Annotated in this window: 12 protein-coding genes; 5 read left to right on the top strand and 7 right to left on the bottom strand. The window is 65.7% G+C overall.

Translation table 11 applies throughout. The annotated features are described in order from the left end of the window. Positions 1-10 precede the first annotated feature (10 nt). Positions 11-493 (top strand): transcription elongation factor GreB, encoded by a 483-nt coding sequence (gene greB, locus SCLO_RS13270; RefSeq protein WP_066518969.1) that lies wholly within the window; start codon positions 11-13, stop codon positions 491-493. 28 nt (positions 494-521) lie between these two features. Here the strand turns inward: greB and SCLO_RS13275 are convergent, their stop codons facing one another. From SCLO_RS13275 to aspS, 3 genes are all read right to left on the bottom strand, one after another. Next, positions 522-1,835: a methyl-accepting chemotaxis protein gene (locus tag SCLO_RS13275; protein ID WP_066518964.1), complete on the bottom strand. Its 1,314-nt coding sequence runs from the start codon at positions 1,833-1,835 to the stop codon at positions 522-524. Between the two features lie 73 nt (positions 1,836-1,908). Further along, positions 1,909-2,703 carry a polyphosphate kinase 2 family protein gene (locus tag SCLO_RS13280; RefSeq protein ID WP_066518963.1) on the bottom strand — a complete coding sequence of 265 codons (795 nt, stop codon included), beginning with the start codon at positions 2,701-2,703 and terminating at the stop codon, positions 1,909-1,911. A 95-nt stretch (positions 2,704-2,798) separates the two neighbouring features. After that, positions 2,799-4,583: an aspartate--tRNA ligase gene (aspS, locus tag SCLO_RS13285; RefSeq protein WP_066518962.1), complete on the bottom strand. Its 1,785-nt coding sequence runs from the start codon at positions 4,581-4,583 to the stop codon at positions 2,799-2,801. Between the two features lie 128 nt (positions 4,584-4,711). On the opposite strand from aspS, the gene rnd reads away from it, so the two are divergent. Together rnd and SCLO_RS13295 are read left to right on the top strand one after the other, a co-directional pair. After that, positions 4,712-5,878 (top strand): ribonuclease D, encoded by a 1,167-nt coding sequence (gene rnd, locus SCLO_RS13290; RefSeq protein ID WP_066518961.1) that lies wholly within the window; start codon positions 4,712-4,714, stop codon positions 5,876-5,878. Between the two features lie 12 nt (positions 5,879-5,890). After that, the gene (locus SCLO_RS13295) at positions 5,891-6,190 is read left to right on the top strand and encodes an I78 family peptidase inhibitor (protein WP_066518959.1); all 300 of its coding nucleotides are present in this window, start codon (positions 5,891-5,893) and stop codon (positions 6,188-6,190) included. 14 nt (positions 6,191-6,204) lie between these two features. On the opposite strand, the gene SCLO_RS13300 is transcribed toward SCLO_RS13295, so the two are convergent. Together SCLO_RS13300 and SCLO_RS13305 are read right to left on the bottom strand one after the other, a co-directional pair. Next, positions 6,205-6,888: a hypothetical protein gene (locus SCLO_RS13300; RefSeq protein ID WP_407695334.1), complete on the bottom strand. Its 684-nt coding sequence runs from the start codon at positions 6,886-6,888 to the stop codon at positions 6,205-6,207. Between the two features lie 163 nt (positions 6,889-7,051). Next, on the bottom strand, positions 7,052-7,438 hold the full coding sequence (locus tag SCLO_RS13305; RefSeq protein ID WP_066518955.1) for a PH domain-containing protein: 387 nt from the start codon (positions 7,436-7,438) through the stop codon (positions 7,052-7,054). Positions 7,439-7,570: 132 nt separating this feature from the next. On the opposite strand from SCLO_RS13305, the gene SCLO_RS13310 reads away from it, so the two are divergent. Beyond that, positions 7,571-8,143, top strand: coding sequence for a hypothetical protein (locus SCLO_RS13310; protein WP_066518952.1), 573 nt, complete (start codon positions 7,571-7,573; stop codon positions 8,141-8,143). 10 nt (positions 8,144-8,153) lie between these two features. Here SCLO_RS13310 and lepA read toward each other — a convergent pair whose 3' ends face one another. After that, positions 8,154-9,959: a translation elongation factor 4 gene (gene lepA / locus SCLO_RS13315; RefSeq protein WP_066518948.1), complete on the bottom strand. Its 1,806-nt coding sequence runs from the start codon at positions 9,957-9,959 to the stop codon at positions 8,154-8,156. A gap of 179 nt (positions 9,960-10,138) precedes the next feature. Here lepA and SCLO_RS13320 point away from each other — a divergent pair, with 179 nt between their 5' ends. Beyond that, the gene (locus SCLO_RS13320; RefSeq protein WP_066519060.1) at positions 10,139-10,909 is read left to right on the top strand and encodes a CsgG/HfaB family protein; all 771 of its coding nucleotides are present in this window, start codon (positions 10,139-10,141) and stop codon (positions 10,907-10,909) included. Between the two features lie 327 nt (positions 10,910-11,236). On the opposite strand, the gene SCLO_RS13325 is transcribed toward SCLO_RS13320, so the two are convergent. Continuing rightward, positions 11,237-13,948: an Rne/Rng family ribonuclease gene (locus SCLO_RS13325; RefSeq protein ID WP_217998858.1), complete on the bottom strand. Its 2,712-nt coding sequence runs from the start codon at positions 13,946-13,948 to the stop codon at positions 11,237-11,239. Between the last annotated feature and the right edge of the window lie 270 nt (positions 13,949-14,218).

Here is a 14,218-nt window from a genome sequence, read left to right on the forward strand (position 1 = left end):
GAGACGCGGCATGAGCGCGCACCCCAATTACATCTCGCCCGAAGGCTTCGCGAGGCTGCGGGCGGAATATGACCATCTGCTGGGCATCGAGCGGCCCCGGATCGTCGAGGTGGTCAGTTGGGCCGCGGGCAATGGCGACCGCAGCGAAAATGGCGACTATCTCTACGGCCGCAAGCGAATGCGGGAGATCGACGGCCAGCTGCGCCGCCTGTCGAAGAAGATGAAGGACGCCAAGGTCATCGACCCCCGCGCGCAGCCGGACAAGAGCCGGGTCTATTTCGGCGCGACCGTCACCATCGCGGACGAGGACGACCATCGCCGCACCGTCACCATCGTCGGCAATGACGAGGCGGACGCCGGCACCGGCCGGATCGGCTGGGGTTCCCCCATCGCGCGGGCGCTGCGCGGCGCGGCGGTGGGCGACCTGCGCCGGGTCGTGCTGCCCGCCGGGGAGAAGGATTATGAGGTGATGGCGATCCTCTACCCCGCATAGGGCGCGCGGGCGCGGGAGGGGCCGCCCCTCACGCCGCGCGGATGGCCGTGAGGAACGCGGTGGCGCGGGCGTCGAGCCGATGGGCTTCGTCCGCCAGTTGATCGGCGGCTTTGCGCATGGCGTCCGCGCTGTCGACGGCGGCGGCGGCATTGTCGCTGATGCGGCTGGCGCTTTGACGGATATGGTCGCTGGAGCCGCCCGCTTCGGCCACGCTGTCGGCCATGGTCCGACTGAAGGCGCCATGGCGGGCAACGGCGTCGAAGACGGCGACGGCGGCGCGATCCGCCGTCGCGATCGCGGCGTCCATATGGACATGGCCTTCCGCCACCTGCGCGGCGGTCGCGCGGATTTCCCCGATCCGCCCGGCGATCTCCGCCGCCGCACCGCGGGTCTGGCCCGCCAGCTGCTTCACCTCATGCGCGACGACGGCGAAGCCATGCCCGGCTTCCCCTGCCCGCGCGGCCTCGATCGACGCGTTGAGCGCCAACATGCCGATCGCCCGCGCGATGTCGTCGATCAGGGCGGTGACCTCGCCGATGCCGTCCGCCTGCGCGCTCAGCGTCCGGTTGTGCCGTGAACCCAGGCGAGCCTGCTCCACCGCCTTGCGGATGGCGTCGCCGGCGCGGCGGACCTCATCCTCCATGGATTGAAAGAGCTGGGCCAGATCCCTGCCCGACGCGGCGATGCCGGAAAGATTGTCGGCGGTCTGGGCAGCGGCGACGGCCATGCCCGCCGATGCCTGCCCATTGTTTCCGGCGCGCCCCGCCGCTTCCGCCGCAAGCGCGGACAGCCTGTCCGCCATCGCCACCATATCGGCGATCAGCTTTTCGATGTCGGCGCGGAAGCTGGCGCTTTCGTGCGTCACCCGCTCCAGCCTTTCGATGCGCGCCATGGCGAGCCGCGTGTCCCGCTCCGCCGCCAGCCGCAGCAGCAGCGGACCGCCGACGGTTCCCGCATAGCGTCCGCCGTCGGTCAGGATCAGCCCTTCGCAGCCCTGCCCCTGCGCGGCATAGAGGTCGATCAACGCTTCCACGCTGGCGGAACGGTCGATCGTGGCGCAGGGCTGGACATGATCGTCCAGACGCCCGCCGAAACTGGGGTTGCGGAGCAGCGCATGGCCGAAAGGGTTGAACAGGATGCGCCGCATGTCGCGCTCATAAATGGCGCCGGCCGGACAGTCGCGCTCATCCAGCACCGGCAGCAGGCGCAGGGCCGGATCGCCCTGGAAACAGTCGACCGCTTCGCTGAGCGGGCGGCCCAGCCGGATCACGGCGCGATGATCCATCGGAAGCGGCGCCCCGGCGGGCGATGACGGGAGATCGGACAGGCGAGACATGAACATGCGCGCCTGCTTAGGTCGAAATGGTAAACCAGCCGTTAGGATTTGATGACAATTTTATGACAAACGACTGTTTTCAGGTAATTTTCTTTGAAGGCTTGTAGCCGAAAGCCGCCTTGGCCAGCTTGACGACTTCAGGGTCGGCCTCCGGGAAATCCATCGGCACCAGTTTCTCCAGCGTCTCCGCGACATAGGTGAGCGCGGCGAGGCGGCCGGTCTTGCGGTGGTTGTTGTCGATCACCTGCCAGGGCGCATGTTTCGTGCCGGTCTTCGCGAACATGTCGTGCATGGCGTCGAGATAGTCGGCGCGGCGGGCGCGGTTGCGATAGTCGTCCGCGCCGGTCTTCCACCGCTTCCACGGCACATCCAGCCGTTCGGCCAGCTGCTTGTCCTGCGTTTCCTGCGTGATGTGGACGAACAGCTTCACGATGTTGCTGCCCGCGTCCACCTGCTGCCGTTCGAAGGCGTTGATTTCGTCATAGGCGCGCTTCCATTCCTTTTTGGAGCAGAAGCCTTCGACCCGTTCGACCAGGACGCGGCCGTACCAGCTGCGGTCGAACAGGGCGATGTTGCGCCCGGACGGCAGGCGCGTCCAGAAACGCCAGAGGAAATGATGGTCGCGCTCTTCCGGCGTGGGCGCGGAGATGGGGTGGACCTTGTAATAGCGGGGGTCCCAGTCGGCGGTCATGCGCTTGATGATACCGCCCTTGCCCGCCGCGTCCCACCCTTCCAGCAGGATGACGCTGCGCCGGTCGTGGATGATGTGCGCGACCTGAATCTTGGCGAGGCGCTGCTGGAGGTCCGCCCGCGCCGCATCATAATCGCCGGTGAATTTCGAGGCGTTCTCATAATCCTTGAGGTCGATGGCCATGCGTCATCCTCTCCATCCGCCGAGCAAAAACAAAGCCCTGCCCTTCCTTGTAGAGAAGAACAGGGCTTCGGCAAGCCTGCGCGGGAAGCGGCGGATCAGGCCTTGGCCTGCGGCTCCACCACGCGGATATGGAGTTCGCGAAGCTGCTTGAGCTCGGCCGGGCTGGGCGCGCCCATGAGGAGGTCTTCGGCCCGCTGGTTCATCGGGAAGAGCGTGATCTCGCGCAGGTTCTGCGCGCCGCACAGCAGCATCACGATACGATCCACGCCCGCCGCCATGCCGCCATGGGGCGGCGCGCCGTACTGGAAGGCACGGTAGAGGCCGCCAAAGCGATCCTCCACATCCTGCTGCGACAGGCCGACCAGTTCGAACGCCTTGACCATGGCTTCGGGCGACTGGTTGCGGATCGATCCGGACGCGATCTCATAGCCGTTGCAGACCATATCGTACTGATAGGCCTTGAGGCTGAGCGGGTCCGCGCTGTTCAACGCCTCCAGCCCGCCCTGCGGCATGGAGAAGGGGTTGTGCGCGAAGTCGATCTTCTTCTCGTCCTCGTCATATTCGTAGAAGGGGAAGTCGACGATCCAGCACAGTTCGAAGCGGTCCTTGTCGATGAGGTCGAGTTGCTCACCCACGCGGATGCGCGCCAGCCCCGCGAGCTTGGCGGCCTGCGATTCCTTGCCCGCCGCGAAGAACACGCCGTCATTGGGGCCAAGGCCGAGCGCGGCGATCAGCTTCGCGGTCGCTTCCTCGCCATGGTTCTTGGCAATGGGGCCGCCAGGGACGCCATCCTTGATGTTGATATAGCCAAGACCCGAATAGCCTTCGCCCCGCGCCCAGTTGTTCATGTCGTCGAAGAATTTGCGGCTGCCCGCGCCCGCGCCGGGGGCCGGGATCGCGCGGATCACGCTGCCGCTTTCGACCAGCGAGGCGAAGATGCCGAAGCCCGACCCGTGGAAATGATCGGTCACGTCGGTGATGAGGATGGGGTTGCGCAGGTCCGGCTTGTCGCTGCCATATTTGAGCATGGCCTCGGCATGGGGGATGCGCGGGAAGCTGCCCGCCGGGGTCACGGGCTTGCCGTCGGCGAAGGCTTCGAACACCTGCGCGATCACCGGCTCCATCGTGTTCCACACATCTTCCTGCGTGACGAAGCTCATTTCGAGGTCGAGCTGGTAGAATTCGCCGGGCAGGCGGTCGGCGCGCGGGTCTTCGTCGCGGAAACAGGGCGCGATCTGGAAATAGCGGTCGAAGCCCGCGACCATCAAAAGCTGCTTATATTGCTGGGGCGCCTGCGGCAGGGCATAGAATTTGCCCGCATGGATACGGCTGGGGACGAGGAAGTCGCGCGCGCCTTCCGGGCTGCTGGCCGTCAGGATCGGCGTCGAATATTCGGTGAAGCCCGCATCCTCCATGCGGCGGCGCATGTCGGAGATGATCTTCGTGCGCTTGACGATGTTCGCGTGCAGCGTTTCGCGCCGCAGGTCGAGGAAGCGGTAGCGCAGACGGATATCCTCGGGATAGTCCTGCTCGCCCGCGACGGGGAGCGGCAGGTCGGCGGCGGCGGACAGCACCACCGCGTCATCCGCGCGGATCTCGATTGCGCCGGTGGGAAGGTTCGGATTCACCGCCTCGGCGGCGCGGGCGACGACGCGGCCCGTCACCGTCACGACGCTTTCTGCGCGCAGGCTTTCGATCACCTGGAAGACAGGGCCGTCCACCTCCGTCACGATCTGGACCATGCCATAATGGTCGCGCAGGTCGATGAAGACGAGGTCGCCATGATCGCGCTTGCGATGCACCCAGCCGGAGACGCGGACCGTCTCGCCGGCGTTGGCGGCGGTCAGTTCGCCGCAGGTATGAGTGCGATAGGCGTGCATGGCGTCTGTTTCTTTCGGCTGCGTTTTACGGAAATGACAAATTGTTGCGCCGCCGCTAAGAGCGGGATTGTCGAGCAACGACGAGCCCGCCGGGGCGCGGGCCTGCCCATAATAAGATCGAAGACCATATGCAAATCCATCCGCTGATTACCGACAGCAAGACACTCGCCGATTTCTGCGCCCGCATCGCGAAATCTCCCTATATCGCCATCGATACCGAGTTCATGCGGGAAAATAGTTACTGGCCCGACCTCTGCCTGGTGCAGGTGGCGGACCCGAACGAAGCCGCCGCCATCGACCCGAAAGCGCCGGGGCTGGACCTTTCCCCCCTGCTCGACCTGATGGTCGACAATGAGGAGGTGCTGAAGGTCTTCCACGCGGGCGGGCAGGATCTGGAGATCATCTACAACCTGACCGGCAAGACGCCGCATCCGCTGTTCGACACGCAGATCGCGGCGATGGCGCTGGGGCTGGGCGAGCAGATCGGCTACGGCAATCTGGTCGATGCCTGGCTGGGCGTGCAACTGGACAAGGGCGCGCGCTTCACCGACTGGGCGCGGCGGCCGCTGGACAAGAGGCAGATCGACTATGCGATCGGCGACGTCACCTACCTCATTCAGATTTTCCCGATGATGCTGGAGGAACTGCGCAAGACCGGGCGCGGCGGCTGGCTGGATCAGGAGATGGAGCGGGTGTGCGATCCCGAAAACTACCGCAACGTTCCCGAAGAGGCCTGGCAGCGCGTCCGCATCGCCAGCCGCAAGGCCGATGTGCTGGGACGGCTGAAGGCTCTGGCCGCATGGCGCGAACTGGAGGCGCAGGACAAGAATTTGCCGCGCGGGCGCATCGTCAAGGACGAGACGCTGGCCGACATCGCCAGCCACCCGCCCCGCTCGCAGGACGATCTGGGCAAGGTGCGGGGGCTTTCCGCGACGTGGAAGAGCAACGACATAGGCGGGCGGCTGATGGCGGCGCTGGCCGCGGCCCAGCCCCTGCCCCGTGACGAGATGCCGGACCGCGAGCCGCGCCGCCCCGGCCTGGGCAAGGACGGGGCGCTGGTCGCCGATCTTCTCAAGCTGCTGCTCAAGATCCGGTCGCGCGACATCAATGTCGCCTCGCGCCTGATCGCGCGGTCCGACGACATCGACGCGCTGGCCGCGGGCGTGCGCGACGGCTTGCCGATCCTCGACGGCTGGCGTTATGAACAGTTCGGGCGCGACGCCGTCGATCTGGTCGAAGGGCGGCTCGCCTTCGCGGTCGACAAGGGCCGCCTCAAGATGACGCGCACGGAATAAGGATACGGTTCGATGCGGATGGCGATGATGATGGCGGCGCTTCTTCCCCTGGCGGCCTGCGCGGGAGCGGGCGAAGAAGGACCGGGCAACACGCCTCCGGTTGCGGACGGCAAATGCCGGGACGAATCGCTCTCCGGTTTCGTGGGACAGACCGCCACGGCGGATCTCGGCGCGCGGATGATGGCGGCTTCAGGCGCGAAAACGCTGCGCTGGGGCGGTCCCAACACCGCCATGACCATGGACCTGCGGCCCGACCGGCTGACCGTGCTTTATGACGAGAAGATGGTGATCAAGTCGCTGTCCTGTAGCTAGGGCCTCCGCTCGAATCAGCATTCCAGCCCGATCAGCGTTCCGCTGGCGATGCGGCCGACATGGCGCTGGCCGTCGATCGCCAGCCAGTCGGGCGTCGCTTCCAGCCGGCGGCCGCGAATGGTGGTGCGCAGATGCTCCACCGCGATGCGGTTGCGCGAGACGATCCGCAATATGGCGATGCCATCCCCCCGCGCCGCCATCATGCTGTAGCGGTCGCCGCGCTGGAGGAAGTGCCAGCTTCCATCGCGCGGAAGCCATTCATTGCCGTCCACCACCTGAACCGGCGTGCCGTCGGGCGCGCCCATCCGCAAGCTGATGCGCGTGGCTCCATTGCCGCGGCGAGGCGGGGCGAAGATCAGGATCGGCTCCCCGTCGAGCGTGAGCGGGATCGGCGTATCCCGCAACAGGCGAGAGCCGCCGATGACGAGGTGCGGCAGATCGCTGGAGAAGGGCAGGCGGTCCCGCGCGAAATGGCGCTGGCGCACGACCGGATTGGCGTGGAAATTCTGGACCTGCGCCGGGGTCAGCCGCCCTTCTTCCACCAGGCCGTGACAGGTGGGGCACATCAGCGTTTCGCCCCGCCCCTCCGGCAATCCCAGATAGCGGTAGATGGTGACGCCGCAACGGACGCAGGCGAATCCGCAGGCCTGACGAATGGCGGCGCGTTCGTCCTCCGTCAAATCCGGCAATGAAGGCATCACAGGCAAGACCATGCACGACGCTCCCTGACAAGTGCCGTCCGCTTTGCGCGGATCGGCGATCCTTTCGGTGCGTCCTCCTGCGTGTGAGAACTCTCCTCGGCTTTTATGGCTTTATCGTTGTAAAAAAAGGCCGTGAGTCAAGCAGATTAGCGCGGAGGCATCAACGCTGCGGCAACAGGTCCAGATTGCGCGAGGCCGCGATGGCGCGGATGCGGCCGGGACGCGGCATGGACTTGATCGCGATTTCCGCTACGTCGCCCGCGCTGAACAGCTCCACATTGCCGACATCGAAAAGGCGCTGGCCGAAGCTCTGCGTGATGCGGACGCTGCGGATGCTGGTGAGCGCGATTTCCGTGCGCTGCTTGGCGAGCAGACCACGCTCCATCAGCACCTCCCGCTCGCTGAGCGCCAGCCGCTCGCCCTTGCACATCACCCACCAGGCGCCGATGGCGAGGATGCCCACCACCGAGATCAGCAGCAGCAGGAAGAGGAAGGGATGCGCCCGGAACATCGCGGGATGTTCGTCATACAGCCATGTTTCGCTCATCGCTCGCTCCCTGATGGGTCCGCGCCGACTTCGCATGGGGCGCGTCCCGCCGTCAAGCAGTGCGGGACAGCAGGCGCGTTAACCGGATTTTTTCATCCTGCGCCTACATTGCTCGCGTGAAAGGCAAGGATCATGGCCCAGGGCTTGTACGACATCGACGACCGCCAGGCAGGCCGCTTCAACCCGCATGAAGCCGGCCGCGAGAAACGGAAGGGCGGATTGCCGCTGACGGCGCTGTTCCTGGCGTTGCTGGGCGGCGCGGCGGCGATCCTGGCGATCGGACCTCAACTGCTGTGGTCGCAGCCCGAATCGCACCAAGGCGGCAGCGGTTTTGGAGGCGGCCTCGTCATCAACGCCACCTTCGACGCCTGTAGCAGCGAAGCGCGCGCCGCCGCCTGCGTGGTGTCGCCGCGAGAATTTTCCTACGGCAGCACGACCTATCATCTCTCCGACATCCGCACGCCCGATGCCCAATTCCCCGCCTGCGACGCGGAAGCGCAACTGGCGGGCAAGGCGACGCGCACCTTTATCGGCATCCTTAACGGCGGCGCATTCGAATCGCTGCCCGATCCCACCGATTCCGATCCGGCCGCGCGCATCCTGATGCGCGACGGCGTGTCCATCGGCCAGATCATGATCGCGAAGGGGGTGGCCCAGCCATGGGCGCCCCAACCTTATAACTGGTGCGCCCACGCCAGCGTGTGAGGGCGCGCGCCTAGCTTTCGTCGCCCATGCGAAGCGCGGCGATGAAGGCTTCCTGCGGAATCTGGACGGAGCCATATTCGCGCATCCGCTTCTTGCCCTCCTTCTGCTTTTCGAGGAGCTTCTTCTTGCGGGTGATGTCGCCGCCATAGCATTTGGCGGTCACGTCCTTGCGCATCGCCGCGATGGTTTCGCGGGCGATCACCTTGCCGCCGATGGCCGCCTGGATCGGAATCTTGAACAGGTGTCGGGGGATCAGGTCCTTCAACCGTTCGCACATGCCGCGCCCGCGCGACTCGGCGGTGCCCCTGTGGACGATCATGCTGAGCGCATCGACCGGCTCATTGTTGACCAGGATGCTCATCTTGACCAGATCGCCCTCGCGCGTGCCGATCTGGTGATAGTCGAAGCTGGCATAGCCGCGTGAAATGGATTTGAGCCGGTCGTAGAAGTCGAACACCACTTCGTTGAGCGGCAGTTCATAGGTCACCTGCGCGCGCCCGCCGACATAGGTCAGGTTCTTCTGGATGCCGCGCCGGTCCTGGCAGAGCTTCAGGATCGATCCCAGATATTCGTCCGGGCAATAGATCACCGCCTCGATCCACGGTTCCTCGATCAAGTCGATATGATTGGCGTCCGGCATGTCGGCGGGATTGTGGAGGTGCCGGGTCGTGCCGTCGTTCATATGGATCTCATAGACCACCGAAGGCGCGGTGGTGATGAGGTCGAGATCATATTCGCGGGTCAGCCGCTCCTGGATGATCTCCAGATGGAGCAGGCCCAGGAACCCGCATCGGAAGCCGAAGCCCAGCGCGGCACTCGTCTCCATTTCGAAGGAGAAGGACGCGTCGTTGAGGCGCAGCTTGCTGATCGAGTCGCGCAGCTTCTCGAAATCGTTCGCGTCGACCGGGAACAGGCCGCAGAACACCACGGGCTGCACTTCCTTGAAGCCCGGCAGCGGCGCCTTGGCGGGGTTCTTCACCGTGGTGATCGTGTCGCCGACGCGGGTCTGGCTGATGTCCTTGATCTGCGCGGTGATGAAGCCGATCTCGCCCGGCCCCAACTCGGCAAGCTGCTCGATCTTCGGACGGAAGCAGCCGACGCGGTCGATCAGATGCTCGGTCTCGCCGATCATGAACTTGATCTGCTGGCCCTTCTTGATGACGCCGTTCATCACGCGGACGAGGATGACGACGCCCAGATAAGGATCGTACCAGCTATCGACCAGCATCGCTTCCAGCGGAGCGTCGCGGTCGCCCTGGGGCGCGGGAATCTTCGCGACCACCGCTTCGAGGATGTCGTCGATGCCGATGCCGGACTTGGCCGACGCCAGCACGGCTTCGGACGCGTCAAGGCCGATCACCTCCTCGATCTCCGCCTTCACCTTTTCCGGTTCGGCGGCGGGCAGGTCGATCTTGTTGATGACGGGCACGATCTCATGGTCATGCTCGATCGACTGGTAGACGTTCGCCAGCGTCTGCGCCTCCACGCCCTGCGCCGCGTCCACCACCAGCAAAGCGCCCTCGCAGGCGGCGAGCGAGCGGCTCACCTCATAGGCGAAGTCCACATGGCCCGGCGTGTCCATGAGGTTCAGCTCATAGGTCTCGCCATTCTTGGCGACATAATCGAGGCGCACGGTCTGCGCCTTGATGGTGATGCCGCGCTCCTTTTCGATATCCATATTGTCGAGCACCTGCGCCGACATCTCCCGGTCGGTAAGGCCCCCGGTGCGCTGGATCAGGCGGTCGGCCAGGGTCGACTTGCCATGGTCGATATGCGCGATGATCGAGAAGTTGCGGATATGCGAAAGATCGGTCATGAAGCGGGCCGATAGCAGCCATTTTACGGGCTGTCAGCCAGTCTTGGGCATGGGGATAATCGCAATCGGAACGGCGCGCTCTGCTTGAACCGCCAAATGGTTGTGATAGAACGCATGCAAAGACAGGGTTGCGCATCATCGAACGGGATATTCTGCAACTTTTTTGGGGGTTTTCGACAATGCAGCGTTTCACGAAATTCCTGGCGGCCGCCGCCGGTCTGGCGATGGCGGCCTCGCCCGCTCTGGCCGCCGACAAGGGATCGTCGGGCCGTCAGGCACAGGCGAAGAAGCAGATGGAAATCCCCCGCTGCACCAAGCGGCTGGGCACCGTCGCTATCGTCGAGCCCGACAATCAGTGGTGGCGCGAAATGAGCCTTGGCAGCCCGGAAGCCATCATCAAGCTGTTCGTGCAGCAGTCGGGCTGCTTCGGCCTCGTCAATCGCGGCCGTTCGATGGCCAGCCGCAACATGGAACGCGCCATGGCGGATTCGGGCGAGCTTCAGGCCGGCTCCAACCTGGGCAAGGGCCAGGTGAAGGCGGCGGATTATTTCCTCCAGCCCGATATCGTCACCACCAACAGCAATAGCGGCGGCAACGCTTTGGGCGGTCTGGTCGGCGGCTTCCTGGGCGGACGGACGCTGGGCGCGCTGGCCGGCGGCATTTCGGTCAAGAAGAAGGAAGCCAATGTCACGCTGTCGATCGTGAATGCGCGCACGACCGAGGAAGAGGCGATGACCGAAGGCTATTTCCGCAAGTCGGACCTCAGCTTCGGCGGCGGCGGCGGTCTCGGCTGGATGGGCGGCCTCGCCGCAGCCGGCGGCGGCGGCTATCAGAACACCGAAATCGGTCAGGTGATCGTGCTCGCCTATCTGGACGCCTATACCAAGCTGGTGACGCAACTCGGCGGCCTGCCCGCCAATGCAGCGGCAGCGGCCCCGGTCGCGCAGTAAGCGACAGGCATCAGGTGAAGAAGGGCGCGGCCGGACATCCGGCGGCGCCCTTTTTTTGTGCGATGGCTGACTTCGGGCAGGAGCGGACACTCATTCATCCGTTCGGACTGAGCGAAGTCGAAGCTTTCCACTGAGCGGAGCGAAGTGGCCTCCCTACGGTCGGCCGTGCCCTTCGACTTCGCTCAGGGCGAACGGAATGAGGAAAGCGGACCGTCGCCAATCCACCCTAAAGCCGCCTTCATCCCCGCTCCCCCGCTGCCCTATCCCCAAACGGAAACGCCGCCCCGTTTGGCACGGGGCGGCGTTTTTCAGGCCGGGTGAGAGGGCTTATTGCCCGAAGGTGCGCTGCCACCAGCCGCGCTGGGGCGAGCCATTATCCTCTGCCTCTTCGGCGGTTTCCATGCTTTCGACCTCAGCGGCCGCCGTTTCGGGAGCTACTGACTGAGGCGCTTCCACGGCGGCTTCCGGCGCGACCACAGGCGCCTCCGCAATGGCGGCGTCAGCGCCTTCGGCTTCGCTCGCGACAGTCTTCTTGCGGCGCGGGGCGCGCTTGGGCTTCGGTTTCGCTTCGGATTCCGGCTCCGCAGCGACGGCTTCCGTCGCGGGGGGAGCATCGGCCGCTTCGGCTTCGCTCGCGACAGCCTTCTTGCGACGCGGCGCGCGCTTGGGCTTGGCAGGCGCTTCCTCCGCAGCGGGAACGGGCTCTTCCATTGGCGTTTCCGCCATCGGCTCGGCCATTTCCGCCGCCGCCGGTTCGGCCACGGCTTCCTTGGCCTTGCGGGCGCGGGGACGGCGACGCGTCTTGGGGGCATCCGCTGCGGCGGCATCTTCTGCGGCGGCTTCGGCTTCAGGTGCTGCCTCCGGTTCAGCGGCTGGCGCTTCCTCGACCGGCTCCGCAGCTTCCACGCCTTCGCTCATAGCCTCTTCGGCACCGCCTTCGCGACGGCGGCGTCCGCCCCGACGGCCCCGGCGGCCACGCTTGCGCCCGCCTTCGCCTTCCTCGGAGGTTTCCGCGTCGGCGCCTTCCGAGGCGTCCTCGCCAGCCTCAGTCTCAGATTCGGCCTCCGCTTCGCCATCCTCACCGGATTCCGACGCCGGCTCACCGCCATCCTCGCGCTGGCCGCCCCGGCGGCGGCGGCGGCGACGGCGACGGCGTCCGCCTTCGCGGTCCTCGCCACGCTCCTCGCGTTCGGACGGGACTTCCTCCTCCTCGGCTTCTTCCTCTTCCTCCTCGATCACATCGAGGTCGTCCTCTTCCTCGACGAGAGGCGCATAGCTCACGACCCGCTCCGGACGCGGACCGCTCGGTTCGACCGACATGCGCGCGCCCTCCACCTCGCCATCCGGAAGGATGACGATGGTGACGCCGTAACGCTGCTCGATCTCGTCCAGCTCGCGCCGCTTGTTGTTGAGGACGTAGAAGGCCGCTTCCTGACTGGCGCGCAGCGTAACGACGCTGCCTCGCCCGCGCGCCGCTTCTTCTTCCAGCATCCGCAGCGCGCTGAGGCCCGCCGACGATGCCGTGCGGACCAGCCCGGTGCCCTCGCAATGCGGGCACTGGCGCGTCGATGCTTCCAGGACGCCGGTCCGCAGCCGCTGGCGGCTCATCTCCATCAGGCCGAAGCCCGAAATCCGGCCGACCTGGATGCGGGCGCGGTCGTCCTTCAGCGCCTCCTTCATCGCCTTCTCGACCTTGCGGATGTTGGAGTTCACCTCCATGTCGATGAAGTCGATGACGACGAGGCCGGCCATGTCGCGCAGGCGAAGCTGCCGCGCGATCTCGCGCGCGGCCTCCAGGTTGGTGGCGACGGCGGTCTGCTCGATCCCATGCTCGCGGGTCGACCGGCCGGAGTTGATGTCGATCGACACCAGCGCCTCGGTCGGGTTGATGACCAGATAGCCGCCCGACTTCAACTGCACCACCGGATTGTACATGGCCGCGAGTTGATCCTCGACGCTCGCCCGCTGGAACAGCGACACCGCGTCGGCATATTGCTTCACCCGCCGCGCATGGCTGGGCATCAGCAGCTTCATGAAGTCCTTGGCGGCCCGATATCCGTCCTCGCCCTCGACGATGACTTCCTCGATATCCTTGTTGTAGATGTCGCGGATCGCCCGCTTGATAAGGTCGCTGTCATTGTGGATCAGCGCGGGGGCGGCGGATTGCAGCGTATTCTCGCGAATCTCGTCCCACAGGCGCGCCAGATAGTCGAAGTCGCGCTTGATCTCGGTCTTGGTGCGTTGCAGCCCCGCCGTGCGGACGATGCAGCCCATGGTGGAGGGCAGCGCCATGTCGGCGATGATGGACTTCAGCCGCTTGCGGTCGGCGGCGTTGCTGATCTTGCGCGAAATGCCGCCGCCATGCGACGTGTTGGGCATCAGCACGCAGTAACGGCCCGCGAGGCTGAGATAGGTGGTCAGCGCCGCGCCCTTGTTGCCGCGCTCTTCCTTGACGACCTGGACCAGCAGCACCTGGCGGCGCTTGATGACGTCCTGGATCTTGTAGCGGCGGCGCAGCGCCATGCGCTTGCGGCGCAGTTCGTCGGCGGCATCGTCGCCGCCACGGCCCCGGCCGCGCCCCCGGCGTCCCGGCTTTTCGCCGCCTTCGCCGCTCCCTTCGCCATGGTCCGCGTCCTCGCCGCCTTCCTCATCCTCATGATGGGTCGCGACGACGACTTCCACGCCGTCCTCGCCGGTCAGGCCCTCTTCATCCTCGTCGACCTCGGCGCGCAGCGCGGCCTCTTCCTCGGCATGGGCGCGTTCCTCGCGCAGCAGGGCTTCGCGGTCTTCGCGCGGGATCTGGTAATAGTCGGGATGGATTTCCGAAAAGGCGAGGAAGCCGTGGCGGTTGCCGCCATAATCCACGAACGCCGCCTGAAGCGACGGTTCCACGCGGGTGACCTTGGCGAGATAGATATTGCCCTTGAGCTGTTTGTGCTCGGCGGACTCGAAATCAAACTCCTCGATCCGGTTTCCCTTGACGACCGCGACCCGGGTTTCTTCCCGGTGGCGCGCATCGATCAGCATACGCATTGTCATTTATAGTTCTCCGGCGTCGGCGGCCTGCGGCACTGGGCCGGGCCGCCACGCGATAGTGAAGGGACGGCAGCGCGCGCGCCGGAAAGGGCGCGAGGTGCTGCATCGTCCGGTTTTGAAGGAAATCATGTGTGTCTGCTGCGTCGGCATGGCCGGACAATGTGCCGGGCCGGTCCATCCGCGCCGCATCGCCCGTTGCCGGGTTCAGCGGGGAATGGAAAACATGCCTCATGCAGCGTCAACCTGTTCGACCACCGGACCGTGCGGGAATGC

This window comes from Sphingobium cloacae, from assembly GCF_002355855.1.
In the GTDB taxonomy this organism is placed as follows: Bacteria; Pseudomonadota; Alphaproteobacteria; order Sphingomonadales; family Sphingomonadaceae; genus Sphingobium; species Sphingobium cloacae.